This window comes from Rummeliibacillus sp. SL167 (assembly GCF_007896505.1).
In the GTDB taxonomy this organism is placed as follows: domain Bacteria; phylum Bacillota; class Bacilli; order Bacillales_A; family Planococcaceae; genus Rummeliibacillus; species Rummeliibacillus suwonensis.
This window is the reverse complement of sequence record NZ_VCBM01000001.1, coordinates 1213218-1240074: the sequence shown is the minus strand read 5'-3', so window position 1 is coordinate 1240074 and position 26857 is coordinate 1213218. Positions and strand designations below refer to the sequence as shown.

The following is a 26857-nucleotide window of genomic DNA, read 5'->3' as shown; positions in this document are numbered from 1 at the left end:
CTGCGGGGCTTTCAGCTCAAGCTTTTCCCGTAGGACTTTGAATAAACTTCTTGAACTCACATCGCACGAAGGAAATGCGCATGCATTTTCGAGGAGTCGCCGTCTTCCACTCCACAATTATCAAAATTAGTTATTATTAAATGTTCGTATTTTTTAAGAAGAAAATGATTTATGAAATTGATTCAAATAGAATTCATATAAAATTGAATCATCAAAAACGAATGCTTCAATCTAATGATAATTGTCTTTAAATATAAAATCCCACTAAAAACTAGATCATTTGTTTTTAGTGGGATTTTAAGTCTCAATAAATATGTACACAAAAAAGAATGAGTGTTTGCTATAATATTAAAGATAGTTGGTACTCAAGGATGGTTGGCCCACTCCTCTTCTGAAAGGGGTGAGACCATGTCAGCATTCGAGGCATTAATGTTTGCCATTGCATTTGCAACGTTTACTCATTGCAATTCTGTCATTTAACCATAAAAATAACCCATCCTTGAGTAAACGGCTCTGATGGGTTATCACACTCTAAACAGCCAATCCCTTTGAAGGAACCAACTATCATGTTGACCGTTCGATATAGCATCATCAACGGTCTTTTTTTATGTATGCGATTGATATCTTTAGTATACGTGTAGTTTGGCCTTTTTTCAAGTTTGGATGGAAGAGGAAATTAAAAAATGCTAAAGGACGACGACTAATATTTATAAAGCGCGCTCGACTTCATATTTTTGAACATAAAACATTTACTATTGATAACGCATGTAATTTTTAAACTGTTGTATTTCTACTAATGGCTCGGAAGATTTCAATGTGATGTTTAGTTTTTGGGCTAAAGGTTCTAAATAATGGCTGATCTTCGGAGTAACAAATAGCGTTTGAGGTCTGGCACTCAATTGTTTAAGTGCATCGACGAATTCTCCTTGTCTATCGCTGCATTTATTTGCGGAGGCAATATTTGTTGATAGCAAACCATGCCCGTACTTCGATTAATTGTGACACAAAATACAGGGAAAAATGGGCGATTATAAGTTGGGTCTTCTATGGCTTGAGGTAGATAGAATAGTTCAAATTCTAGTTTAAGATTGCTATGCTTTTTTTCTTGATTTGGACAATTTCAAAATCGGATAATGCAGGATAGATCTGCACATCCTCTTCCAATGGATCTTTTATTTGAAACACACTTTCAATCCATTCTCCATGACTATCTATATGGCGAGTGACACACAAGCTTGAATTCTCAAAAAAGGGCAATTGCCAGCCATTTTTACATTGCTCAACAAGCTGAATCATTTGTTGAAGCACCAAAATAAGCGTTTTTGTATCTTCCACATCAGGATGCCATGGAACAAAACCAGGTTTATAGCTACGGAATTGAATCCAATTGTGTTCGCCTCTAAAAGAAAGCTCCTGTTCTTTAATTAGTTCATAGTCAGATTTCTCAAGTTCATCTCGATCGACATAATAAACACACAAACTATCTAATTGATAGAAGAAGTCATCTGTTGTTTGATCACTCATGATATCATTGATGTTTTTCCAACCTTTAGCACCTATATAAATGGCTAAACCGTCTTCCATACCGGCACCACCTAAGACAGAGCAAAAATATATTTCTTTCGTGAAAGGGTCCTGAATAGCAATAATCTGATTGTCATCAAAATATTGTCATGGCTTCAACTTTTTCAAATGATCGGCTACTTGAAATAATGTTTGCCAATCGGGAGTTTCTTCAAGTGTATCTTTCATGACTTCATCAAAGCGATCACTTGATAAAAGTTCGCCAAGTTGAATGCCTTCATTGATTTCTTCAAGATCGACAGGCTGTTCGGTATCTGTTTGAGATATTCGACCTTTTGCATCGATACAGAGAGGATAAGAAATAGTTGAATCAGGCTCCAATATTTTTTGCACTTCAATTTTTAATTCATACTCTTCAACGGCTACCGAATAGATTGCTTCATCTTTTCCCTTTTGAAACCATTCATATAGAAATGTTTCTTCATCATCTAAAATTTCCTCTTTTGAAATAAGAAAATCATTTTCATAGTCAACGCCTATAAAGATATAGTCTTGTTTTTCGCCATTTGATGTAATCATATTGAATATGTAAGATTCTGAGTGCATAATATCAAAGCTTGACTCAATAACTGTTCCTAAATCATCAAAGGTAAAGTCATCAGGTATAAGTACTGTACGATAAATTGCTGTGGGGGTATTAAGAGCTTGGATGTGTAATTGTAAAATCATTCATAATCCTCCGTTTATTATTGTATCTAGGTTCATATTTTGGGACCCATATTTTATACTTAACCATTTCGTTTAGAAAAATGCAATAATATCACTGTTCAAGAATCTTCTCTTATAAATTACCATAAAGAATTTAAGGATAATAGAATGCTTCTTTAAAAACCAGTCGCTCATTATGGAAAATAGGTTGAAAAACTTGTAAGAGAGCCGCTATATATTGGGTAAATCGCAACGTGAATAAGAGAAAGCAGGGAATTTCTTATTCATGTTGCGATCAATAATCTGTCAACTTACATAAATGGCAGAATTAAAAAGTGACATTGAAACATTTTTTCGTCTATCATTCTTCTACGAGATAATGGTAAATATCATATTGCACGGGTTGTTCAAGAACCATATTCATCGTGACGACAGAGATTTCTTTGTTATTTTTATCGTACATCGTCTCTTGCTTTGGCGAATTTTCCATCACATTTGCCTCGCCAAGATAATAAAAATCAAATCCTTCCCCATCATCTTTTTTTGTGAACATATGAATGGTTGTGTGGGTATCTTTTGCAGCTAAAATGGCTTTTACTTCTTTTGACTCAAGCGTTAATTTACTGCGAGTGTACCAATGGAACACATCTGGAGCGATTAGTTCATCTCCATAGTCGACACTTGCATCCACTTCCTCTTTTTTATGGTAAGTGACAAAAATCGGCACTGTTTGATGCTTAATCCGATAGCCATAAATGGTGGAAGAATCATCATGCTGCCAATTTAGCAAACGACATACATCACGACGAGAATATTTTTTATACAATGTCAAAGGACGTGTCTGGTCATACTGTGCATTTTTGCATTTCGCACAAATGACAATATCCTCTACAAAAGATCTAAAATTATAATTGCTCAAACTTAATTGAATCTCAGCATTAAATTGGTAACTGTTTTGTCCGAATAGGATGATGGGTTTTAATCCATATTTTTTTCGATCATTGGTACTATGAAAAGCTAAAGAAAAAATCCTTTCCACCGATTGAAGTGTCTTGTCATCGACATAAGTACCTAAATCTTGTAATCGTTGAATATAGACTTCTTTGGAAATCGATTGTTGTTGTAATAAGGCTTCGATTAATACAATTTCGTGAATTCTTTTGCCGTTTAAGAACTCATGAGAAACCATTGTTAAGACTTGTTGTTCATATGCCGATAAAGCGGGAATCTCTTCCTTCATTTTTAATAGAAACTTATAGTAGTTGCCTGCATAGTCGCTTATAACTTCCGGATCCAATGAATGATTTTGCATAAAATCATTCATTGATGGGATTTTGCCAAGCCGATTTTTCAATTCTGTATACGCATCACGTAATATTTTTAACGTAGATAAGTTCGTATGATTAATAGATTCAAAAATTCGTTTTTTTGCAATTTCTTCAAAGTGGATGGTCGAAATACCCTGGAGATAATTGGTATTGACCATTTTTCTTCGTACATTATCTTTATTCATCGACTGGTCACCAGAAAGGGCAATCGGGATTAAATAGTTATTTTTGTAATTACCGATAAAATCAATGATCGTCACATATTCTTTTGAAGCATGTTTACGTAATCCACGTCCTAATTGTTGGATGAAAATAATACTCGACTGTGTCTGACGCAGCATGACGATTTGATTGATAAATGGAATATCAATGCCTTCATTGAAAATATCAACCGTTAAAATATATTGAAGATCACCAGTTTCTAATCTTTTGATCGCTTCCTCACGCTCATCTTGAGAATGGTCACCAGTGAGAGCACATGTTTTGAAGCCTTTTTTATTTAGTGCTGATGAAAGCTTGTAGGCTTCTTCCTTAGAACTACAAAACATTAATCCGTGGACTTTTTCGCCAGAAAACCCGTAATAGGTAATCCTGTCGATGATATGTTCAACCCGTTCGTCAGAAATAAGTTTTTGAAGTGCGGTTATTTCGTCGATTAATACACCATTTTGTTCATAATCAATTACTCCGAAGTAATGAAAAGGGCAGAGCATCTCTTCTTCCAGTGCAGCCTGTAAACGAATTTCATAGGCGACATTATAATCGAATCGTTCAAAAATATTATAGTTATCGGTTCTTTCAGGTGTTGCGGTCATTCCTAGTAAAAATTGAGGTTGAAAATAATTGAAAATCTTTTCATATGATTTAGCACCTGCACGGTGGACTTCATCAATTAATATGTAGTCAAATTCCTTAGGATCAAATTGCTGTAAGTATTGTTCAGAAGAAAGTGTCTGAATGGTCGCAAATAGATATCGCGCATGAATATCTTTTGAATGACCCGATAAAATCCCATAATCCTCTTCGTTGCCACCAAGTATTTTTCGGTAATCTGCCATCGCCTTCTTTAAAATTTGTTCGCGATGCACGATAAATAGCATTTTCTTTGGCTGAAAATTTCGTACATCGAACGCGGATAGAAACGTTTTCCCTGTTCCTGTAGCAGAAATAATCAACCCTTTCTTGGCACCAGTTGCTCGTAAAGCCTTTAATTGTTGCAATGCTTCTATTTGCATTTTATTTGGTTTAATTGAAAGGCTGTCGGCAAGTGGATTGGCAAGATATTCAGTGTTTACCTCAATAATTTTTGTAGCATTATTTTGGATAAAAGGTGTGACAACATAGTTTTCTTGATAATCAAGAATCCACTGTTCGTTTAAAATAGTGCCTTCTTTCCAAGCTTCTTCAAACTGATTTGTAAAATGCTGAATTACTTCACCGTTTTCAAGGGAGGTTAAAAAAAGATTCCATTCATAATTTGCCTTAAGAGCATGGTCTGTTAAGTTTGAGCTGCCGACGATCAAAGAATAATAATCATCGTGCTCAAAAATATATCCTTTCGAATGAAAACCTTTAACACCTGTTAAACGAACCTCTACATTTTCAAGCTTTAATAGTTCTTTAAACATCTTAGGCTGATTGAAATTTAAAAAGGTAGAAGTTAAAATGCGTCCTTTAACACCTTTCTTACGCAAGTCATAAAGCATTGTTTTTAAGGTGGCTAATCCCCCCTCTGTGATAAAAGCCACAGAGAAGGTAAAGGTTTTACACGTTTTTAACTCCTGCAACAATGTGGAAAGAACATTTTCTTGTGCACGATTGGTTAATAATTTTGGCTTGAATTGAGCAGAGACATGCTTGCGCTGATCAATAAAGCCTTTATGTAAGGAATCCTCGATTTTTTGCACTAATGGTTCCAAAAGATTCACCTTATTTCTTTGTTATTTTTAGGGCGATTTTTTGTACGGCAGGAATATCAGCGGGGGCAAATTGGTAATGGATCAAATCTTGTGGTTGAATCCATTTTGCGTCTGCGTGTTCACTAATCTTTGGTGTTCCATGGCTAATTTTAGCCATATAGGTTTCCAATCGAACGATAATCTTCTCGTATTCATAGGTAGTATCTTCTACCTTTTCCTCGACTTCAATGTCACAGCTAAATTCCTCACGAATCTCCCGGATAAGTGCCTGGTGAGGTGTTTCTCCAGTTTCAATTTTTCCACCTGGAAATTCCCAATGATTTGCAATAGACATCACCGGACTTCTCAATGCACAAAAAATTTCTCCATTTTCATTTTCAATAACAGCCCCAACAACATGGACGGTTTTTTTCATTATTATCCGCTTCCTTTTCTATTTAAAACAACACTCAATGTTATATTGGGATCAATTAACCGTTGATCTCTACTATTATGCCATTTTATCTGATTAATGGGAAATCGTCATTAGAAAGGAAGTTATTTGGTAAAATTCAGAGTAGAGTCAAATATTACTTGTAAAAATACATTTTCCTGGAATTTTGAATTTATATTGGAAAAATGCTGCTTGTGTACTATTATAAAAATAGTAAAAATTTTTAAATACAGTTTTTTTATAGAGCAGGAATTTCCTTATTTTTTAACCAATAGTTTTTTAACTGATAATAACGTAAGTAGCTTGAAATAAGAATTTTTACTTGTATGTGAATGATCTTGTATAAAATACTTAAACAATTAAAGAAAATTAATGACGGACTAATTAGTTGATTAAACATAACTATTTAAAGAGGAAGGTGTCAGGTTTGGAGAAATCATTACGTGAAAAAGCAAAGAATTTTTTTAAATATTTATTGGAGTTGTCAACTTTAAATGGAAAAACCATTCGTTCGATGAAAGAATATGTGAAAACATGGGATTGCTGGGAGCTTGAAAAAATAGAGGGCTGTTATATTGGGGAACAATGTAGCAACGAGTTCAATTTACTTGAAATACATAAACCAAATAAAGAAAGTCCATTATTGAAAGTACCTACACTGAGTAATAAGTTACAAAAGTGGGTTAATTTTAATTATACCGATGAAACAAGTACACCAACCCATCATGAAAGAATCACTTTAAATGACGAAAATATCCATTTTCAAGATCATCCAGATATTGTGCACTCATTTGCCTTTTAATGGAAGATGAAGAAGAATCGGTTGAGTATGATAAAATACCGTTTATGATTGATATCACGTTTTCTAATAAGTATGGTTTTTAAAGAAAATATGTATCCATAGATGTGTGAACTACTTGTATTATTAAAGCACTAAAACAAAAAAGTGACTATTTATTGTGATTTTCATTCAATATACAGTTATTTATAACTCTAATTCCTCCATAATTTTTCATTTTTGTATTGACAGTGTCATATTTTATCTTTATAATAAGTTTATGACCTAGGGGAAAGGTCATAAACTCATATCATATTAGATCAAGATTTATAGGGTTTTTATGGTAAGGCTTTAAGCCGTGGCGTTGGGGATCGCCTTGCTCTGTTGATACAGAGTTTCCCCAAAATGACTAAAGCAATTTAGTCATTTTTTTTATAGGTATTTTTGGAAATGGACAGAAAAGATAGAAGATTTTGAAGTGCTGAATGGCTTAACTCTTGAATCGCTACAATAATTTATAAAATAGGGTGATAACTATGAAGTATAACATTGGACTTGATATAGGTATTTCTTCAGTTGGCTGGGCTGTTGTAAATACAGAAGTGGAACGTATTGAAAAAATGGGAGTTCGTATGTTTGATGCAGCTGAAAATCCTAAAAATGGTTCATCTCTAGCAACACCGAGACGTGAAGCACGTTCTGCACGTAGAAGATTACGCAGAAGACGATATCGTGTGTCACGAGTGCGAGACTTAATATTGAAGAGGGGTTTACTAACGCAAGTAGAGATGGATCAATTGTATGAGTGGCAGCCGGAGGATTTAGATATTTGGTTAGTTCGTGTTAATGGTATTGAAAGGAAATTAACGGATCGTGAGTTCGCCAGAGTACTTATCCACTTAGCAAAAAATCGCGGGTATAAATCCAATCGAAAAAGCGAAGAAACAGAGAGGAATGAAACAGGTGCGGTTTTAAGTGCTGTCAAAGAAAATACAGCTTTAATGCAAGAAAAAGGTTATCCAACAGTAGCGGCGATGCTCCTATATGAAGAAGAAAAGTTTAAAGGACATAAGCGAAACAAAGGTGGAGAGTACACGCATGTCATATCACGTATAGAATTGGAAAAAGAAATTCAAATGATTTTTGCATGTCAAAGAGAATTTGGACATACTTTTGCAACAATAGAAAATGAAGAGATTTATTTAAAAATTTGGAATTCACAGCGACCTTTTTCTTCGAAAGATGATGTCATGAAAAAAATAGGAAACTGCACATTCGAACCAAATGAGAAGCGTGCTCCAAAATTCAGCTACACTTTTGAAAAGTTTCGCGCGTTAGATAGACTAAATCGACTACGTATTTTATCTACCTCTAACCCTCAAAGAAAGTTGACAGATGAAGAAAGAAAAACAGCGCTTGAATCATTATTAAGCAAAAAAGAAATCAAGTATAAAGATTTGCGAAAGTTATTAAAATTAACAGAAACAGAAAGATTTAATGAATTGTTTTACGATCCATCCCTTTCAATTGAAAAAAATGAAAATGCTAAATTTTTATCATTAGAGGGGCAATGGAAAATTCATAAGATTATTGAAAAAGTTGAAGGTAAAGTGTTGGCTCATTCTTATCGCCCCATTGATATTGATACGTTCGCATATGCATTAACAGTGTTTAAAGATGATCAAGATATTCGAGACTATCTTTTGAATATATATGTAAATGAAAAAGGCAGAAAAGAAAGAAATCTCGCTAATCGTTCGTATGATGAAAAATTAATAGATGCCTTATTATCTTTATCATTCACAAAATTTGGACATCTATCTTTGAAAGCGCTCAATAATATTCTTCCGTACCTTGAAGAGGGATATATGTATCATGAGGCGTGTGAAAAAGCTGGATATGAATTTTCCAAAAAAATCAATAGGCAAAAACAATTTTTGCTTCCAGTTATCCCTAGTAAAGAAATTGCCAATCCTGTAGTAATCCGTTCCTTATCTCAAACAAGAAAAATTATTAATGGAATTATCAAAAGATACGGTTCTCCATCTGGCATATATATCGAATTGGCAAGGGAAATGGGAAGACCCTATAATGAACGGCGTGAAATTGAAAAGATGTACAATAAAAACCGTACGGTCAATGATCATGCTAGAGAGCATATTCGTGAATTGTATCCAGAAATAAGTGATCCTCGTGGTCATGATATTTTAAAATATAAATTATGGCAGGAACAAAATGGAGTTTGTGCATATTCTCTTCAATCAATCCCTATTGAACGTTTATTTGATGCAGGATATGCAGAAGTAGACCATATCATTCCATATAGTCGTAGTTTTGATGATAGTAATGGCAATAAGATTTTGGTCTTGAAGACTGAAAACCAGAACAAACAAAATAGAACACCGTTTGAATGGTTTGGTCATGATGAAAAAAGATGGCAAGCATTCACCTCTTTTGTCACTACTTTAAAAGTAGCAAAAAAGAAAAAAGATTTACTATTAAAGGAGAATTTTGATGATGAACAGGCAGAAAACTTTAAATCAAGACATCTAAATGATACTCGTTATATTACTAGATTCTTAAAGAATTTTATCGAGGAAAATTTACAATTTCGAGAAGAAGAGGGAAGAAAACAATATGTATATTCTGTAAATGGAGCATACACTTCTTTAATGAGAAAGCGGTGGGGATTCAATAAAAATCGTCAAGAAAATGACCTTCATCATGCTTTAGATGCGGTTATTGTAGCTGTTAGTCATCCATTTAGACATCAAGTGAGTACATATTTTAAGCGAAGAGAAATTAGTGTTGCTAAACTTTTAGATCGCAAAGGAGAACGTTTTCCTGAACCATGGGATGGGTTTGTAAAAGAAGTTGAAGTCCGGATGATTCAAGATAAAGAACTAATGAAAAGAGCATTACTAAGCCTTGAACTATCAAGTTATGATGGCCCATTCTTTGAAGAAGTTCAACCCATATTTGTATCAAGAATGCCTAAACGATCAGTAAAGGGACAAATTCACGAAGAAACACTAAGACGTAACAGAGGTATAAATGACAAAGAATATATCAGGATTGTCACAAAAACCAAACTAGAAAATATCACATTTGACAAAAATGGTGATTTTAAAATGTTCAATAAAGAATCTGATATGAAAACGTATGAAGCCATCAAGCAGCGATATTTAGAGTATGGGAAAGATAAGAAAAAGGCGTTTAGTATACCATTATATAAGCCAGCAAAAGATGCAAGCAGAGCTTCAATAATTAGATCCGTTAAAATCGAAGATACAACAAATCGTGTAGTGTCACTTGATGACAAAACAGTTGCTGCGAATGCAAGCATTGTGAGGACAGAAGTATTCAGACACAAGGAAACAGGGAGATTTTATTTAGCACCTGTGTATGTAGCGGATGTCATGAAAGGACTAGTGCCTAAGAAATTTATCACTCCAAATAAATCATACAACAATTGGGTTGAAATCAGTGATGAATTTGAATTTTTGTTTAATCTGTATCCTAATGATGTGATCAGGGTGAAATTGCCAACGGAAAAGGAAACTAAAAATAATTTAGGAGATATTATTTCATGGCAAGAAGGTTTATTTTATTATAAAGGTGTAGATATTCATACGGCTTCTATTGCGATAATTGATCATATGAATAGTCTTAAAGATCGAATTGGTACTCAGAGACTAGCTATTTTTGAAAAGTATCAAGTGGATCCATTGGGTAATCTAATAAAAGTTCATGGAGAGAAACGTTATGGCGTACAGACATATAGTTATTCGTAAACCTTCAAAGCTTTCAACCAGACATGAACAATTGCTCATCGCTCAAGAAGAAACTTTTCAAATTCCGTTAGAAGATATTGCGACTATAACGATAGAAGAACCAGCCGTTACGATAACCAGTTCATTGTTGAGCAAATGTATTGAACATCATGTGGAAATTATTGTGTGTGATAAAAAAAGAATGCCAAGCGGTATTTTGCAACCTTTTCATCAACATTCGCGACAGAAAGTAGTATTGGAAACACAATTGGAATGGTCTAAACCTTTTAAAAAACGTATTTGGCAAAAAATCATTATCCGAAAATTAGAAAATCAAGCTAGATGTTTAGAATTAGTAGATAAATTTGAAGAGGCTACTAAGATATATGCAATCAGTAAAAGTGTTGAATCTGGAGATCGAACGAATCGTGAAGCCTACGGTGCAAAATTATATTTCAATTTTTTATTTGGACAAGGTTTTCAAAGAAGAGATGATAATGTTCGAAATATCTCGTTGAATTATGGATACAGTATCATGCGTTCTTTAGTAGCTCGTTCTCTAGTAAGATATGGTTTTTCTCCTAGTCTTGGTATATATCACGATAGTCAAACGAATGCATTTAATCTTGCCGATGATTTTATGGAAACTTTACAGCCTATGATCGATGTCACTGTAGTAACATACGTTACAGATGAGTCTGAATGGTCATCCGAAATACGCGAAAAATTATTCGCAGTATTGAATTTGGAGACTGTCTGGAAAAATGAGCGATTAAGTATAACGAATGGCGTCGATCAAATGGTAAAGAGTTTTGTGGCTGCATGTAGACAGCAAGATTCGTCATATTTGGTCTTACCAGAATTAACGAATCTAAATATTCATTCATATGAGTAAATTTATGCGACTAATTGTATTTTTCGATTTACCAACGACGACGAGAAGAGAAAGAAAAGCCTATGCGAAATTTCGAAAGTTTCTTTTAAATGATGGTTATACGATGATGCAATATTCAGTGTATACACGAATATGTAATGGAGAAGATGCAGTTCAGAAACATTTAAGAAGGTTGAATGAACATCTCCCACCCGTAAATGGTGCAATCAGATCCTTAAAGATTACTGAAAAGCAATTTGAAAATATGGGGATATTATTGGGCAGTGTAACCCCCGAAGAAAAAATGGGAACAAATAAGACAGATTTTTTCTGAAAAAGTACTTGCAATTCATGCAGGTGCTTTTTTCATGCTTCTAAAATTCATTTAAAAAGGGAAATTTCAGTATTAAAATGTCCACATCAATTTTCTTTTTCAAAAAAAGAAACCCCTGAAACTGGGGAATACCAAGGGTTTCATAGCCATGTATCATATCACATCAAGATTTATAGGGGAATTATGGCTGACGCAGATGCGGATGAGTGAATTGCAAGATCATATCACATCAAGATTTATAGGGGAATTATGGCTTTAGCGTGTCCTAACCAACTGTTTAATATATCATATCACATCAAGATTTATAGGGGAATTATGGCTTAAATCGAAGGAGGTGTTTAAAGATGATTATCATATCACATCAAGATTTATAGGGGAATTATGGCGAAACACGCGCAATTTTGCCAACTTATATTATCATATCACATCAAGATTTATAGGGGAATTATGGCCATCCTCATATTGAACCGATTCTAATAAATATCATATCACATCAAGATTTATAGGGGAATTATGGCATAAAAAAGAGAAGAGTAAGCAAATGAGCTATCATATCACATCAAGATTTATAGGGGAATTATGGCCATGAATGGAGTACTTACTTTCGTATGTAAATCATATCACATCAAGATTTATAGGGGAATTATGGCAAAAAGATGGGGACACACTTTCTCGTATGATCATATCACATCAAGATTTATAGGGGAATTATGGCATGCGAAAGACGATAAATAGCTTCTTTCAATATCATATCACATCAAGATTATAGTAATGTTCAGATAATCAATTATCTGCCGTTCCAAGTATTGGTTCATACATACTTGTCAAATGTTCACCAAGGATTTTTCGTCTTGCAGTACTATTAAATCATATCCCTCACTTTTTCAACCAAGGATCTATTAGAAGAATTAGGTCCTTGTAAGAATAATTTCTGCTTGTCCATTGTCCTACAATTCTTATTGACATGTTGCAAGAATAGAAGGCTTTGTTTTAATTGATCAGGAATGTTTAGGTATGTTTAGGTATCTCGTTGTTTTCTTGTCTTACCAATCCTTTCAACTCATCCTGCAATGCTGTACGTCTAGGGTAGGTGGCTTTAATTTGTTCGATGACATCTTTTACCTCTGCTACATAGCCCTCTTTTTGCATTTGGCAAAGTGATTCTCGCAAGGCTTTGTAATCATTACGATTCTTGGCGATGTTTAATTGGTTGGCGATGCTTTGAAAAAATAGGGACTTTACTTCTTCTGGAAATTCTTTTCTTAGATATTTTGAATAGCTGTAGATGCGTTTAGGTGACTGCCTACAGAAAGTAATCAATTTTTCAAAAGCTTGTTCTTCAATTAATAGAGTAGGATACCATGTAGGGTAGCTTGACAAATCATCAAATGAATCCATTAATTCATTTATAATAGGCTTCCATTCTTCGGATGTGTATAACTCTTTTAGTTCATGATAGAAGTGAAAATCGCCCTCTGCGGCACGTATAAAGGCAATCCTTTGCATGTCTTCTTGATTGCCTAATTGTTTATGAGCTTCATAGGCATATTTTTCCCATTTTGCTCGAATTTTTATTTCCCCAAAATGATTGTCGATTCCATCTGAGGAAAGTTTGAGTACTTTGTCGTACTTCTTATTTTCAAAAGCCATTTGAATCATTTTTTCTCGAATATTTGGATTTTTTGGGTGACTGGCTAGAAACGCTTGGATTTTCTCCTCATCCTCTGAAATAAGTAGTGCTTCAATTATTAAATCATCTGCTTGATTTTGGTCATTTTCAGATTCAAAAGATAGGTTTTCCACCTTTGTGCAAATAATATCTGAGAAAATCGGATCTTGGCAAAAAGGCAGTGCTAATTCTAGAAGTTTAAGCTGCCAATGAGGTGTAAATTTTAAAAGATCTGCTGTCTTTAAGAGCTTTGTGAAGATATCTTCTTGAGCTTCTAATGTCCAATTTGTTAGACCTATTTGAATGATTGTTTCTAAAAAATGATCAATTTCCACCAATTCATTATGGATAAACGTTTCGTCATCTATTTGGTAAAGTTGTGCTGTTTTTGAATAGCAAAGTATAGCAAGTTCAAAGGCATGCCGAAATTCTTTTTTATCCATCTTTTTTTCTACTTGATCCATTATTTCATAAACACCTGATAGAACGATATCTTCTTCTCCAACAGCAACATATTTATATCTTAAAGCGTGTCTCATCGGTTTTAAAATGGTTTTTTCAGCTATTTCTAAAGTTTGTTGATGTGTAGCTGTAGCAGTATTGTTCATAAATGTCTTTATTATTTTTTGTTGGAAATGTGAATCTGTACTTGCTAATTTGAGTAAAAAATCAATCAGCGATTCTTTTGTCTGTTTCATTAAAATAGTTTTTAATGGGGAAGCATTGTACAACTCTTTGGCTGTTCTTTTTTGTAATGCATAAAAAACAGCCACTTCATGTTTGCAGTAAGGACCATCATAAGGACAACTGCAGCTTGAAGTCAAGATTTCATTGTCGCTTGCTAATCGCACTTTGACTGTATAATCATGCGTTCCCTCAACCTCTGCAAGCCAGTTGCCATTTGGTAATTGTACAAGTTCAGTGATATGACCGTTGTTATAATAATTTTTCCCACGTTTTAAAATGGTGTTCGAAATATTGTCTTGAAAATGAGCTAAGTTCATCTATCTATTTCCTTTCGTTTCAGTTCTGTTTTTCATCTAAATGTCTTAAGCATTGTTATCACTAGGAAACTAGATGTCTCTTTCTATGGAAAAATAAAAATTCTATACTATTTATAAAACACTAGTGAGTTTATGATGACAAGTAATCCCTTTGGCCTGATTCATAAGTCTAAATTTTAATGATTGAATAGATTTCCGCGTATCTACAGTTTTAAATAGAACAAATGTTTGTTATAATATTTTCCAGATAGTTAGTACTCAAGGGTGGTTGGCACACTCCCGATTTGAAAGGGGGTGATGCGATGTCGATATTTGAGGCATTGATGTTTGCACTTGCATTTGCGACATTAGTGATTTCAATTTTGTCATTTAATCATAAAAAATAACCCATCCTTGAGTTAACGGCTCAGATGGGTTATCATCCCGTATAGCTAATCCCTTTTAGGAACTGACTATCACATTGACCGTTCGATGGACTAACATCGAACGGTCTTTTTAGCATATGTTTCTTTTATTTCTAGTATACGTTGAGGCTGTTATTTTTTCAAGAAGTGATGATTGATTTAAGGTAGAGAAGGAATCAGAAAAGGAATGAACAGAAAAGGAAATTTTTCTTTCGCCTATTAACAAGGATAGTTTTTATGATTAGGCTATAACGATGAGCGATTTGAAAAAGCAATAAAGATTATAGTGGGACTTGGATGTTCACCACTTTTATCATTGCCAATTAACAGTGATTACAGATTACTAAATATTGGATTGCGGCTAAAAGATTGCTTAAAAAATTGGATGGATTTTGTCTTGTTCAAATTTCAATTTCAAAATGTAATGATAAAAAGGTAGATTAAGGAAAAATGTATGAAGAAAAAATAACTCTTCTATCTAACTAGAATGAAAATATAAAAAACTAAAACAATTTTCTCGTAAATTTTTGAAAAACAACTGGCAAATAGCTTATGATAAAAGAAGGATTTTGTCGAATAAGAAATACTAAAAAAGAAAGAACTCATTTGACTTAGGCGCAATTGTTAATCTAAACGAAGATGAACTTTTCACAAATTTGCGTTGATCAATCTTTCAAGAAGGTGGTGTATGCCGTATGTTTATGGAGATGCTTTCAACCTATAAAAGAACATTTATCCCATTAGAAGTATTTGAAAAAGCGGTTTCATCCAACATGACGTATGAACAATTTGCACAAGAAATCCAGCGACTTGAAGATCAAGGAATATTGGTTCCAGTGAAAAGTGCTGGTAATAATGGTCGTATGCCAGCGCTTTCTTATAAATATAAAATTCAAAGAACAAAACTTCATCAGAAAACCCATAAGCAAATTGAAAAATTGCAAATCAAATGTCATAGAGAACTCTCCTTGGATAACTATTACAGTTTGCCACCATCAGCATGGGAAGAAGATCTCCCTTATATTGAAAAAATTAATCAATACATTATGCAGCATGATTGGCCACAGGAAGAAGTACCTGCACCTGAACGTAGTCTCGCACTTACAGGAGATGAAAAATGGATACAAGAGAAAAATGGTAAAAGAGTACTGGAACGTTTGCAAATATGGGAGCGTATGAAGATTGTTCCTGTATATGATCCTTTAAGTTTTGCCATTCATCCTCAAGTCTTGCAAAATAAGCATCAATTCCATTTAGTCGTCGAAAATAAGACAACTTATGATGGATTACTAGGTGCGTTAACTGATACCCCTTTTTCTACGCTTATCTATGGACAAGGTTATAAAATTATCAAAAGCATGGAGCATTTCACAAGACAGATTCCTCTCCCAAATGTAGAACATACCATTTATTACTTCGGAGATCTTGACTGGGAAGGGATTCAAATATGGCATTTACTGATGAATAAAATTCAGGTTATACCAGCCATTCCCTTTTATCAGGCAAGTCTACAAAAACAAGCAATGCCGATCAAGACAAAACAAAAGATAAATGAGGAAGCGTTACAAGATTTTTTGCAGTATTTTTCAGAAAAAGATCAACAGCAAATCGATACTATTTTACATAACCATCTTTACTTAGCGCAGGAGGTGTTATCTTCTGCTCAATTAAAACAAATTTGGAGTGAAAACACATGGAGTCATCCTTCTCCGAAATCATTCAAAAAGACTTCAAAGAGCGAATGAAGCGGATCCTTTTATTTGAACCAATCCAAGAACTTTCCCAAAAAAGAAAATCCGATCAAAATGGTCATCCTGTCGATATGAGGAGTTTGGGGTTATTTACATTACTTTATTTTTATGAGATGAAGTTGATCCGAGAACGGAAAACAGGCATCGCTGAAATTATAGAATTATTGCAGTCTATCACGGTTCAATCATATGTCTTGAGTGATAAACAGTGGGAATCGATTGTTCGAGAAATTATCAATGTTTTTCGTCCTGCCAATGGGAGGATAAAGGCCTATACATTTTTTAACTGGGAAAGTAGAAAGGAAGATTCGCTGGAATTTTCTTATATAAAAGCGACGGATTTTGATGTACAAACCAATCGACAATACTACACATTAGATGATGATGGATTGGAGCTTGTTTTTGCGACGAAAGAGTATTTCCAAGAGTTTCAATTATCCATTCATCAGTTAATGCTGCGAAAATTATTAGAAAAGGGTGAATTCCAGGGAGCATTACGACAAATTAATGAAATGCGGATTGATGTTGAAACGATTTATGAACGACTTGTTAAATTAGAACATGAAGTCAAGCGAAATATCGTCTCGATTGAAACGCAAAATCGCTTTATCCAAGCGATTGATGATCGAAATTTTCGACTTAATCGTGAAAATGAAGAGTTTCAAGAATTAAAGCAGTTTGTCAATGAGATGAAAGCCAATTATTATTATCAACCAGCTCAAAACAAAGAAAAAGAAGCATTTGAATTACTGACTCAAATTGAGAAAGAATTATCACTGGTTCATGGACAACATCGAGCATTATTAAATCAAAGTTTGATTCTAAAAAGAGAAGTTTTACAAGCGGCAGAAGAATCACTTTACTATGTAGGGATTGATACATTTAATTTTGACCAAGATATTACGTCGCGAATTGTTAGTACACCGCTCCCGCTCGAATCGATGAAAGGGATACTAATGCCTTTCTTATCACTGAAAAAGAAAAAATCATGGTCGCTTTTATCGATCTTTGCACCGCATTCTTGGTCAGAAGAAGAGCAAACAACGAACAAAAATATTTTTGCCAAAGTAGCAGATGAACAACAAAAAGAAAAATACGCTAAAATGGTTCGCGCTTTTTATGCGGAAATTATGCGAGAAATGCTTCAAATGTTGGAAGGGAAAACAGATTGGACACTTAGTCAATTTATCGAAAAATTAAAAGAATTAAAGCATCCATTTCTCGATCAACGACTATTTTATAGTTTTTTTATACTTTGTCATCAAAGAAGCCCATTATATGCTGAAAATGATTGGGATGATGAGGAATCTCTTCATTTATTAGATGGAGCATTAGAAGAATTACATGGTAGAAAATTGATTGTAAAAGAATTACCCGACGTGTTATCAGGCAGTGATCGGTATGAAATTCAAAATATGTATTTACATATGGAATGATGGAAAGAATCATCTTATAAATAGGTTTTTCTATCATAAAAAACGGATCAAAACGTTGAAATATCAACATTTATTGGAGGAGAGAATGTAGTGCGGTACGAAGAAGAACATATTTTTAAAGCCTTTTCACTTTTTACGCAGCTTGCACAAAATGGGGTTGTTTCGGGTGATTTAGCACGCGCTTATAAAATTGAGGAACCTGTTCGTTCATTAACAGACCACTTTGTTGGAGAAATGGCAGCCGTTTGTATTTCTGTTGGGGAGGAATTGTATTTGATACCCGAAACAAAATTATCACCCTTCCATATAAGCAATGAGGAATTAAAGAAAACGTACTTATATTCAAAGGCAACGAATGTGGATCTATATTTAATGTATTTTTGTACGATTGTACTACTTGGCTCTTTTTATGACAGTTATCATTCAGTAGAACCAACATTAAGATTTATCACAATGGATCAATGGCTACAAGAAGTAAATAAGCGTATGGCTAGTTTAAAAGAACATGATGATGAACAACTAAAAAGATTAGAAAAAGAATTTTCGTATCGTTGGATAGCATTAGTGGAGAAATGGGATGCACTAGACGATGTGAAAGAAACTTCTACCAAACAAACAGGGAATACAATAAGCAGGCTTAGTTTTATTGATACGACTAGACGTTTTCTAGAAAAAGAAGATATCATCACATCTATTGGAAATGGCGAACTGGAGTTAACGGAAAAAACAAAAGTGATTATTGGTCGCTATTTTATGGATCAGGATTTTAACCGAGGAATTCTTGAATTCCTATATTCTTTTGAAGTAAAAGAAGATATGCCAGGAGAAGGAGAGGGATTGCATGCCAACAATCAGTAAAATTCGTTTGACAAATGTTATTTATGAGCAAGGGCAAAAACGCTATCATGATGAGCTTTTTATATTTGATGGTTTTAACGGAGCGATTTTACTTGAAAATGGTGGAGGAAAAACGGTATTTATCCAAACGGTTCTACAAGCAGTGATCCCGCATACGAATTTAGCTGAAAGAAAGATTAAAGATACGCTTTATTTAGAGGATGGGCCCGCTCATATCGCTATTGAATGGATTATAAACGATAAACCACGCCGTTATGTTGTGACAGCTGTTTCGCTTTACAAAAGAAATAATAATCTAGAATCACTTCGTTACGTATATGAATACGGACTCAATGATCCTCACAATATTGAGTCTATTCCATTTACAGAGGAAACATCTGAAGGGACAACGGTAGCAAGCAGAAAAGAAATGGCAGACTACTATTCTTATATGGCAAGTCAATATCCAATAAAAGCAAAAACGTTTCCGAAATCCATCAGAAGTTTTCAACAATATATTGAAGATCATTATTTTATCGTCCGTAATGAATGGGAAAGTATTGTCAATATTAACGCATCGGAAGGAAGTATCGAAGAATTTTTCGAGGAATGTAAGAAAACGAATGAATTAATCGATCGCTTACTAATTCCATCTGTAGAACTAGGAATTGCAGGATTTACGAAGCATGAATTTGCAGATATATTTGAAAACCAACGAGCACAATTAAAACAATATAAAAAATTACGTGAAAAAATTGAAGAAAATAGATTACTTCAAAAAGAGTTAGAAAAATATGTGGCACAATTTAAAAAACTAGATGATAAGGAACAGCAGTACAATGCCTCAAGAAGTATCGCAAAAGGCTATCATACATTGCTTGTTGAAACCATCGAAAGTATTCAACAGGCTTTATCTCAAAATGAGGAACAGCTTAAACTCTATCACAACAAATTAAAGCAATTCCATCAAAAACGTCATTCTGTTGAAATTCTGGAACAACAAAACAAGCTGGATGTGTTAAAAAAGGAAGAACAAGAATTACATGAACAGCTAGAAAATCTTGAACATCGCTTACAATCGTGGAAACACGAATATTATTCCATTCAATATGCTGAGAAACGCGAAAAATACAACCTAGAAGCTAGTAATTTAGATTTTTATCGCGAACAATTAGCCAAGTTAGAGCAAGATGAAAATATTGAAGAAATCAATAACCAATTAGAGCAAGTCAAAGGGCAACTTCACTATCAATTTTTGAACGATAAAGAATCACTTGAACATCAATTACGGGATCAACAGCTCAAAAAGAGACAATTAGAAGACGAGCAGCAAGCATTAAAGAAAACAGCTAAAGAACAACAAGCGCTTATACAACAAACGAATGTAGAAAAAGCAAAAACGGAAGCAAAGAAAAATGATGCTGAAGAAATGATGAGAAAACTAAAAAAACAACTTGTTTCCAATGAAAATGAGAATATTCATCTATTACTTTCTAGCTGGATTGATGAAGTGACGACTTTAGATAATGAAAATGTGGAACTAATACAACAGATCAAAAAATCAACTCAAACAATAGAGCAGGAGAAGATGGAAGCGGAGCAACTTCAAAATAGAGAAAATGATGTGAAAGTTTCCATGGCAAAAGTGGAGCAAACGATTCATCAGTACGAACAAGCACATCAATCTTTACGATCTAGCCTAGTACAAAAATTTTCGCAATGGGGATATATACAGTCACTTTATGAAAAATATGAAACGCTCCATGTACAGTTAGAAGAAAAGGTACAGAAAACAGAAAAAGAAAGAGAACACGCCCTTCAAAGAGAGCGATTAGCGAAGCGATATGTAGATGATTACGCAGATCAACAGCAGTTTTTTGCGGATCCTTATATTGCCAAACAAATAGATCAGTGGAATCAATTCTCCCATTTAGAAACGGGGACAGATTATATCCAGTCCATGCAAGAAGATTTTGAGGTAGATAGGGCATACTATCCTTTCTGGAGTACGACACTTATTACGACGGCTCAAGAAAAAACAATGCTGGTTGAAAAGGTCTCATCTATTCAACATGAATTAACATTCCCTATTTTCATTTTATCAACAAGTGAAGCTGCTAATATGATAAAAGGGGTGTCGAATGATCAAGAAGTAGTTGTTCCAGTCATTTGGCAAAGCAATCTGGATGACACTTATTTTGCCAATTGGAATGAAGAGATTCAGCAACAAGCAAAATTAAAGGAACAAGAGAGAAAAGAATTGGAAGATGAATGGAATGAATTACGACAATACAAATCATCTTTTGATACATTTTTCATCCAATATCCGAACGAAACCTATTTAGCAGAAAAAAATCATTTCAATGAGTTAAAACATGAATTACAAAACATCTCGATACAACTTAAGAATGTAAAAGAAATGATGAAAATCAATGAAGAGTTAGCCAAACAATACGAAGTGCAGCACAATGAGAATGAAAAAAAGATGCATTATTTGCAAGATGTGAAAATTCCAAATGCAAAAGAGTACACGCAAAAAGAAAAAGAAGTATCTCAGCTGCGTACTTATTTGAAAAGCTTATTTGCACAACTTGAAGAAGAAAATAAAAAATGGAATCAAACAGAACGTCATCTAGAAGAAGTCACAGATTTGCTGAATGATTGCCAATATGAAATTTCAAAGATCAAAAGTGCGATTCATTATGAAATTGAGGAAAATACCTTATTTAGAGCAGTAAAATCGTTCAAAATGATTGCGAATACAATCCACAGAGAAACATTAAAACAAAGCTACAATCATCTCACAGATCAATTAAAGCAAATACAAACAAGCCGTAATTCTTGGGAAATTCAAACAAAAAATAGCGAAAAAAGAATGGCTGAATTGAAAGAGGAACAGAAACGTTTACTTGAACAATTTAAATCGTTAGATAAGGATTATAATTTGCCTGTACAAGCAGGTGAGTACAGCTCTGAGCTTTTGAAAAAAATAAATCAAGCTGAAAACATGATACAAAAGCACAATCAGAAGATTCAAGATGCGGCAGTAGCCACGAAAACCGTGGAAAATAAAATAGATGGATTATTCAAAAACTATTTAGAAAACTATCAAACAAGAGAACTTGAACAATTCCATGAAGAGTTATCAATTGTGAAAAACAAATTGAAAGAAGAAGAAATAGAGCTGGAAAAACTTCATCAATTTTTAGAAAATGAACAAAGACGATACCAAAATGAAGAAAAAATATGCTCAGAAGGGGAGTCTATTTTTAATCGGTATGAACTTGTTTATAAAATTAATGACCCAAATTTGAATCAGGGATTATTGACGGAAGAACAAAGCAATCAGTTTCGTTATAGTATGTTAAACGTGATCGGGCAAACGGTTGATACGCTCCAACATGAGGCACAATTGGTGGAGAATGAACGAAAAAATGTAGACTATGCCAAGGAGAAATTGAATAGTTTCTGCAAAACATTGCACGACCCACGTTTGAAAAAGACGGCTATGGAAGGTGTCGAAAGTAAACATACCTATAAAGAAATAATGGAGCATCAACAATTACTCGAAAACCGCATTTTACAAACCATGCAAATTTCGGAAGCAGCGATTCGAGATTATGATGCGGAATTACAACAGTTTGTCACCTATATTCATGAGCATTTGAAAATCGTTCGTGATAATCTGTTAGAAATTCCAAAGAAAACAAAAGTAAAGATAGGGGATACTTGGAAACCAATCTATGAATTTGTGATTCCAGATTGGGATGAAGAAAGTGGAAAAGAAAAAATACGCGATTATATTGACTGGATTTTGACGAGCATTGAATCGCCGCAATTTCTAGATGTTAACGGTGATGAGGATGCCGCTAAGATCCGTCACTTTTTAGAGAAATCATTTGAAACAGTTCCGATTCTTCGTATTGTTATTGGTGATCATACGATGAAAGTAAAATGTCGCAAAGTAGAAAGTGATTCAAAGATTTCAAGCAACTATTATTCATGGGAAATGTCCAATCAATGGTCTGGTGGTGAAAAATGGAGTAAACATATGGCCTTGTATTTGGGGATATTGAATTTTATCGCTGAAAAGAGTAAACGGATAGAATCAAATGTCAGAAGGAATCGCACAGTATTACTAGACAACCCATTTGGTAAAGCCTCTAGTAGTCATGTGCTAAGCCCAGTCTTTTTCATCGCAGAACAATTAGGCTTCCAGATTATTGCTCTGACGGCTCATGCAGAAGGAAAATTTTTAAACGATTACTTCCCGATTGTCTATAGTTGCCGCTTATCCAACATTGAAAACTCTTCTAAGCAAGTGATGACAAAAGAAAAGCAATTGAAAAAAGCCTTTTTCCAAGATCACGCACCTGAAGCATTGGAACGACTTGGTGAAATAGAGCAGCTATCATTGTTTGATTAAATGGCTTATATTTGTTGATTAGGGAAGATAGGTCGGATGAATTTGGACCACAAACACGTTTGACTTAAACAAAAAGGTGAAAGGCAAATCGCTTTTTCATCTAGTACTAACTGTTTAAAAATGAATACCACCTTGTCATGGAGAGGAGGGACATAGTGTATCTTAAAAAAGTTTCTTATTTACAAAATCAAGAAATAGATTCCTCGATTTATCCTTTCAACATTCCTTGGTTGCAAAAATTTAAGTTTCTTGATTTTCCTTCTAACGTCACATTTTTTGTAGGTGAAAATGGGACTGGAAAATCGACGCTTTTGGAGGCTATTGCAGATAAATGTGAATTTAACACAGCAGGAGGGGGAAGAAATAACACTTTTGAGGTGGATCAAGCAGAATCAGCGTTAGGTGATTATATTCGATTGTCCTGGAGTCCTAAAGTTACGAGAGGATTTTTCCTTCGTGCAGAAACTTTCTATCACTTTGCTAGTTATATTGATGCATTAGAAGATCCAAAAAAATATGCAGCTTATGGAGGAAAATCATTGCATCACCAATCGCACGGAGAATCTTTTCTTTCGTTATTTATGCATTCGTTCAAAGGAAAAGCTATCTATCTATTAGACGAGCCTGAAGCCGCACTTTCCCCTGTGAGACAACTTAGTTTTATGAAAATCATGAAAGATTTAGAACATCAGGCACAATTTATTATTGCGACACATTCGCCTATCTTACTTGGTTATCCAAATGCTACGATCTATAATTTTGATAGTGAAGAGATTGAAAAGATTCGATATGAAGAAACCATTCATTATATTTTGACAAAACGTTTTCTACAGAATCCCGAAATTGTTTTCAAAGAGCTATTTAAGGATGATAATCTGTAATTTGGGGTACATACTAAAGACACATTAGGGTAGCAGGCGATCGAGTGATTTTGTAGTTATAAGGTCTAGCATAGTTGATTCGAGAAATAGAGGATGGGTTGCTAATCTAAAGAAAAGAATTCTCATTTCGCATAAGCATGCATGTTCAAAAAAATTGTTTTTAATGGATTTTATGGAAAATAGTATAAAATAGAACGAATGATTGTTATAATTTATGTTAGATAGTTGGTACTCAAGGGTGGTTAGCACACTCCCACTATGAAAGGGGGTGATGCTATGTCGGTATTTGAAGCATTGATGTTCGCGATTGCATTTGCGACATTGGTGATTTCAATTCTGTCATTTAATCATAAAAAATAACCCATCCTTGAGTTGACGGCTCTACAGGGTGGGCTATCTATCCTTTAAGCTAATCCCCTAAAAGGGAATCAACTATCAATTTGACCGCTTGATGTACTGACATCAAGCGGCCTTTTTAATGTATGTTTTTTCTTATTTCAGTATACGTTGAACTTGTGATTTTTTCAAGTTTTTGTCCCAAATGGTGTTTTTATATTGCCCACGGAAAACGGTCGTCTGCAACGGAAACCAAAGATTTAGGAATTACTATTAAATGGAATGCGAAACGAACTACTTAATATCTTCTGAACACCTCTTTGAAATAAAATTTTGATAAAAATTACATAATAGGTTAAAAGAACTAAATATAATATATCCATTAAATGTATTTAGAAAATTTATCCACATAAAGTAGCATTTTATAAGTTTTACATAAGTATTTAGGCTGGAATGTTGTGGAAGTTCTTGACGAGAAAAAAGCCAAGCGCTATTCTATATATTGTTTAATGATAATGATTCTCATTATCATTAATAAGATGATTTTATAAAAGGAGGGTACATATGTTAGAAGGTTTTGTACCTTGGCCAAAAGAACGTGCCGAACAATATCGAGAAAATGGGTGTTGGGAAGGGATCACATTGGGAGAAATGCTCTCTCAACGTGCTGAACAATTCCCAAATCGTATTGTTATTTCAGCATATGGGGAGCATGTCACTTATCGACAATTAGATGATAAAACAGACGAGTTAGCAAGTGGTTTTCAACAGTTAGGAATTGAAAAAGAAGATCGAGTTGTCGTGCAATTACCTAACTGGATCGAATTTATAGAAACTTGCTTTGCACTATATAAAATAGGAGCTCTACCTGTTTTTGCATTACCATCACATCGATATGTTGAAATTTCGTATTTCTGTAAGTTTACTGAAGCAAAAGCCTATATTTGTCCAAAATTTTATAATTCTTTTGATTATGAAACGTTGGCCAAACGCGTAAAATCGGAAACTGCTTCATTACAACATATTATCCTTGTGGGAGATGATGCAGAAGACTGTGTATCATTCTCTGCGCTTTACGCAAAGAAACCACTCCAAACGACGGATGTTAAAAGCAGCGATGTTGCCTTTTTGCAATTATCTGGCGGTAGTACAGGTTTATCGAAACTAATTCCACGAACACATGATGAATATATCTACACGCTAAAAAGAAGTGTAGAAATTTGTTATGTAACAGAGAAAACGAGATTTTTAGTCGTTTTACCAATTGCTCATAATTATCCTATGAGTTCACCGGGGTTTTTAGGCATTATTTATGGTGGTGGTCGGATTATTCTAAGTGATGGGTCAAGCCCTGATGAAGCCTTTCCTTTAATTGAAAAGGAACAAGTTACGATGTGTGCTTTAGTGCCACCAATCGCGATTCACTGGTTAAGTGTAGCTCGCAATAGGCAAGAAGATTTATCGAGCCTAGAGGTTCTTCTTGTTGGTGGATCTAAGTTGAGTGCAGAAGTTGCTAAAAAGATTGCGCCTACATTTGGTTGTCAGTTACAACAAGTATTTGGTATGGCTGAAGGATTGGTCAATTATACAAGATTAGACGATCCTGATGATCTGGTGGTTCAGACACAAGGACGTCCACTTTCTCCTTACGATGAAGTAAAAGTGGTGGATGAAAATGATCAAGAGGTGCCAAGAAATGTAGTAGGCCATTTATTGACAAGAGGCCCTTATACCATTCAGGGATATTATAAAGCACCAGAACATAATGCTAAAGCCTTCACAAAAGATGGGTTTTACCGTACAGGCGATCTTGTTAGTATAAATGATTTAGGCTATTTGACTGTTGAAGGTAGAAATAAAGACCAGATCAACCGTGGTGGAGAAAAAATTGCCGCAGAAGAAGTCGAAAACCATTTATTAGCACATCCAAGTGTACTAGATGTGGCGATCGTTGCAATGCCTGATGAATACTTGGGTGAGAAAAGTTGTGCTTTCGTTATTTTAAAAGATGAAAAAATCAAAAAGCGCGAATTAAAAGCTTTTTTACGTGAGAGAGGGCTTGCTTCTTATAAGATACCCGATCGGATCGAATGGATTGACGCATTTCCAAAAACTCATCTAGGTAAAGTAAGCAAAAAAGACCTTCGAAAATATATTCAAGAAAAACTAAATGATCAAAAGAGCAAGGTTTCAGTGAAAGGGTGACTTCCTATGACAAAACAAGAATTAAAAACATTAGTGCAAGAGTATCTGGATGAGGATCTGGAGGAAGTAGATTGGACAGAATCATTACTAGATTTAGGAATGGATTCCATCCGCATGATGGCGATTGTTGATGATATAAGAGTAACTGGTATAAATGTGAATTTTATGGAGTTTGCAGAAAAGCCATCTCTTGAAGGCTGGTATAACGCAATTACACTTCATACAAATTAATGGGAG

18 protein-coding genes, 1 pseudogene and 1 CRISPR repeat array are annotated in these 26857 nt (G+C 34.3%); of the genes and pseudogenes, 12 read left to right on the top strand and 7 right to left on the bottom strand.

The genetic code is table 11. The annotated features are described in order from the left end of the window. Positions 1 to 752: 752 nt before the first annotated feature. The 6 genes and pseudogenes from FEZ13_RS20570 to mutT form a co-directional block, all read right to left on the bottom strand. Positions 753 to 959, bottom strand: coding sequence for a DUF6930 domain-containing protein (locus tag FEZ13_RS20570; protein WP_483314026.1), 207 nt, complete (start codon positions 957 to 959; stop codon positions 753 to 755). Beyond that, positions 896 to 1048 (bottom strand): hypothetical protein, encoded by a 153-nt coding sequence (locus FEZ13_RS20565; protein ID WP_483314025.1) that lies wholly within the window; start codon positions 1046 to 1048, stop codon positions 896 to 898. The genes FEZ13_RS20570 and FEZ13_RS20565 overlap by 64 nt, the downstream gene beginning before the upstream one ends. Positions 1049 to 1077: 29 nt before the next feature. Next, positions 1078 to 1659 (bottom strand): annotated as a pseudogene (locus tag FEZ13_RS05535) (DUF7309 domain-containing protein); the annotation flags it as partial. Between the two features lie 12 nt (positions 1660 to 1671). Next, entirely contained in the window at positions 1672 to 2253 is a 582-nt protein-coding gene (locus FEZ13_RS05530) for a plasmid pRiA4b ORF-3 family protein (RefSeq protein WP_146551781.1), read from the bottom strand. A gap of 340 nt (positions 2254 to 2593) precedes the next feature. Beyond that, the gene (locus tag FEZ13_RS05525) at positions 2594 to 5479 is read right to left on the bottom strand and encodes a DEAD/DEAH box helicase (protein WP_146551780.1); all 2886 of its coding nucleotides are present in this window, start codon (positions 5477 to 5479) and stop codon (positions 2594 to 2596) included. A gap of 10 nt (positions 5480 to 5489) precedes the next feature. Further along, the gene (mutT, locus tag FEZ13_RS05520) at positions 5490 to 5894 is read right to left on the bottom strand and encodes an 8-oxo-dGTP diphosphatase MutT (RefSeq protein ID WP_146551779.1); all 405 of its coding nucleotides are present in this window, start codon (positions 5892 to 5894) and stop codon (positions 5490 to 5492) included. A gap of 445 nt (positions 5895 to 6339) precedes the next feature. Here mutT and FEZ13_RS05515 point away from each other — a divergent pair, with 445 nt between their 5' ends. From FEZ13_RS05515 to cas2, 4 genes are all read left to right on the top strand, one after another. After that, positions 6340 to 6714 (top strand): hypothetical protein, encoded by a 375-nt coding sequence (locus FEZ13_RS05515; protein WP_146551778.1) that lies wholly within the window; start codon positions 6340 to 6342, stop codon positions 6712 to 6714. Between the two features lie 512 nt (positions 6715 to 7226). Further along, complete coding sequence (cas9, locus tag FEZ13_RS05510; protein ID WP_146551777.1) at positions 7227 to 10484, top strand: type II CRISPR RNA-guided endonuclease Cas9; 3258 nt, start codon at positions 7227 to 7229, stop codon at positions 10482 to 10484. Continuing rightward, a complete protein-coding gene (gene cas1 / locus FEZ13_RS05505) occupies positions 10456 to 11358 on the top strand; it encodes a type II CRISPR-associated endonuclease Cas1 (RefSeq protein WP_146551776.1) in 903 nt (300 codons plus the stop codon). Before cas9 ends, cas1 begins: the two co-directional genes overlap by 29 nt. Before the next feature lie 4 nt (positions 11359 to 11362). Beyond that, on the top strand, positions 11363 to 11671 hold the full coding sequence (gene cas2 / locus FEZ13_RS05500; protein WP_146551775.1) for a CRISPR-associated endonuclease Cas2: 309 nt from the start codon (positions 11363 to 11365) through the stop codon (positions 11669 to 11671). A gap of 151 nt (positions 11672 to 11822) precedes the next feature. After that, positions 11823 to 12386: direct repeats of the CRISPR family, unit length 37 nt; unit sequence TATCATATCACATCAAGATTTATAGGGGAATTATGGC. A 293-nt stretch (positions 12387 to 12679) separates the two neighbouring features. Here the strand turns inward: cas2 and FEZ13_RS05495 are convergent. Continuing rightward, positions 12680 to 14344: an SWIM zinc finger family protein gene (locus tag FEZ13_RS05495; protein WP_146551774.1), complete on the bottom strand. Its 1665-nt coding sequence runs from the start codon at positions 14342 to 14344 to the stop codon at positions 12680 to 12682. A 1099-nt stretch (positions 14345 to 15443) separates the two neighbouring features. On the opposite strand from FEZ13_RS05495, the gene FEZ13_RS05490 reads away from it, so the two are divergent. From FEZ13_RS05490 to FEZ13_RS05460, 8 genes are all read left to right on the top strand, one after another. Further along, positions 15444 to 16493 (top strand): Wadjet anti-phage system protein JetD domain-containing protein, encoded by a 1050-nt coding sequence (locus FEZ13_RS05490; protein WP_146551773.1) that lies wholly within the window; start codon positions 15444 to 15446, stop codon positions 16491 to 16493. Then, the gene (locus FEZ13_RS05485; RefSeq protein ID WP_146551772.1) at positions 16442 to 17935 is read left to right on the top strand and encodes a replicative DNA helicase; all 1494 of its coding nucleotides are present in this window, start codon (positions 16442 to 16444) and stop codon (positions 17933 to 17935) included. The genes FEZ13_RS05490 and FEZ13_RS05485 overlap by 52 nt, the downstream gene beginning before the upstream one ends. Before the next feature lie 90 nt (positions 17936 to 18025). After that, positions 18026 to 18793: a DUF6063 family protein gene (locus FEZ13_RS05480; protein WP_146551771.1), complete on the top strand. Its 768-nt coding sequence runs from the start codon at positions 18026 to 18028 to the stop codon at positions 18791 to 18793. Next, entirely contained in the window at positions 18777 to 23198 is a 4422-nt protein-coding gene (locus FEZ13_RS05475) for a coiled-coil domain-containing protein (RefSeq protein ID WP_146551770.1), read from the top strand. Before FEZ13_RS05480 ends, FEZ13_RS05475 begins: the two co-directional genes overlap by 17 nt. A gap of 155 nt (positions 23199 to 23353) precedes the next feature. Beyond that, on the top strand, positions 23354 to 24079 hold the full coding sequence (locus tag FEZ13_RS05470; RefSeq protein WP_186725782.1) for an AAA family ATPase: 726 nt from the start codon (positions 23354 to 23356) through the stop codon (positions 24077 to 24079). Positions 24080 to 24337: 258 nt separating this feature from the next. Continuing rightward, positions 24338 to 24439, top strand: coding sequence for a putative holin-like toxin (locus FEZ13_RS20400; protein WP_222433413.1), 102 nt, complete (start codon positions 24338 to 24340; stop codon positions 24437 to 24439). A gap of 540 nt (positions 24440 to 24979) precedes the next feature. Continuing rightward, positions 24980 to 26620: a (2,3-dihydroxybenzoyl)adenylate synthase gene (locus tag FEZ13_RS05465; RefSeq protein ID WP_146551768.1), complete on the top strand. Its 1641-nt coding sequence runs from the start codon at positions 24980 to 24982 to the stop codon at positions 26618 to 26620. Between the two features lie 6 nt (positions 26621 to 26626). Further along, on the top strand, positions 26627 to 26851 hold the full coding sequence (locus tag FEZ13_RS05460) for a phosphopantetheine-binding protein (RefSeq protein WP_146548934.1): 225 nt from the start codon (positions 26627 to 26629) through the stop codon (positions 26849 to 26851). The last annotated feature ends 6 nt before the right edge of the window (positions 26852 to 26857 follow it).

Excerpts from the sequence above, each read along its gene's own strand:
- FEZ13_RS05530 (WP_146551781.1), bottom strand. The coding sequence starts at position 2,253 with ATGATTTTACAATTACACATCCAAGCTCTTAATACCCCCACAGCAATT.
- FEZ13_RS05485 (WP_146551772.1), top strand. The coding sequence starts at position 16,442 with ATGGAGTCATCCTTCTCCGAAATCATTCAAAAAGACTTCAAAGAGCGA.
- mutT (WP_146551779.1), bottom strand. The coding sequence starts at position 5,894 with ATGAAAAAAACCGTCCATGTTGTTGGGGCTGTTATTGAAAATGAAAAT.
- cas1 (WP_146551776.1), top strand. The coding sequence starts at position 10,456 with ATGGCGTACAGACATATAGTTATTCGTAAACCTTCAAAGCTTTCAACC.
- FEZ13_RS05490 (WP_146551773.1), top strand. The coding sequence starts at position 15,444 with ATGTTTATGGAGATGCTTTCAACCTATAAAAGAACATTTATCCCATTA.
- FEZ13_RS05460 (WP_146548934.1), top strand. The coding sequence starts at position 26,627 with ATGACAAAACAAGAATTAAAAACATTAGTGCAAGAGTATCTGGATGAG.
- FEZ13_RS05465 (WP_146551768.1), top strand. The coding sequence starts at position 24,980 with ATGTTAGAAGGTTTTGTACCTTGGCCAAAAGAACGTGCCGAACAATAT.
- FEZ13_RS05475 (WP_146551770.1), top strand. The coding sequence starts at position 18,777 with ATGCCAACAATCAGTAAAATTCGTTTGACAAATGTTATTTATGAGCAA.
- FEZ13_RS20400 (WP_222433413.1), top strand. The coding sequence starts at position 24,338 with ATGAAAGGGGGTGATGCTATGTCGGTATTTGAAGCATTGATGTTCGCG.
- cas2 (WP_146551775.1), top strand. The coding sequence starts at position 11,363 with ATGCGACTAATTGTATTTTTCGATTTACCAACGACGACGAGAAGAGAA.
- FEZ13_RS05495 (WP_146551774.1), bottom strand. The coding sequence starts at position 14,344 with ATGAACTTAGCTCATTTTCAAGACAATATTTCGAACACCATTTTAAAA.
- cas9 (WP_146551777.1), top strand. The coding sequence starts at position 7,227 with ATGAAGTATAACATTGGACTTGATATAGGTATTTCTTCAGTTGGCTGG.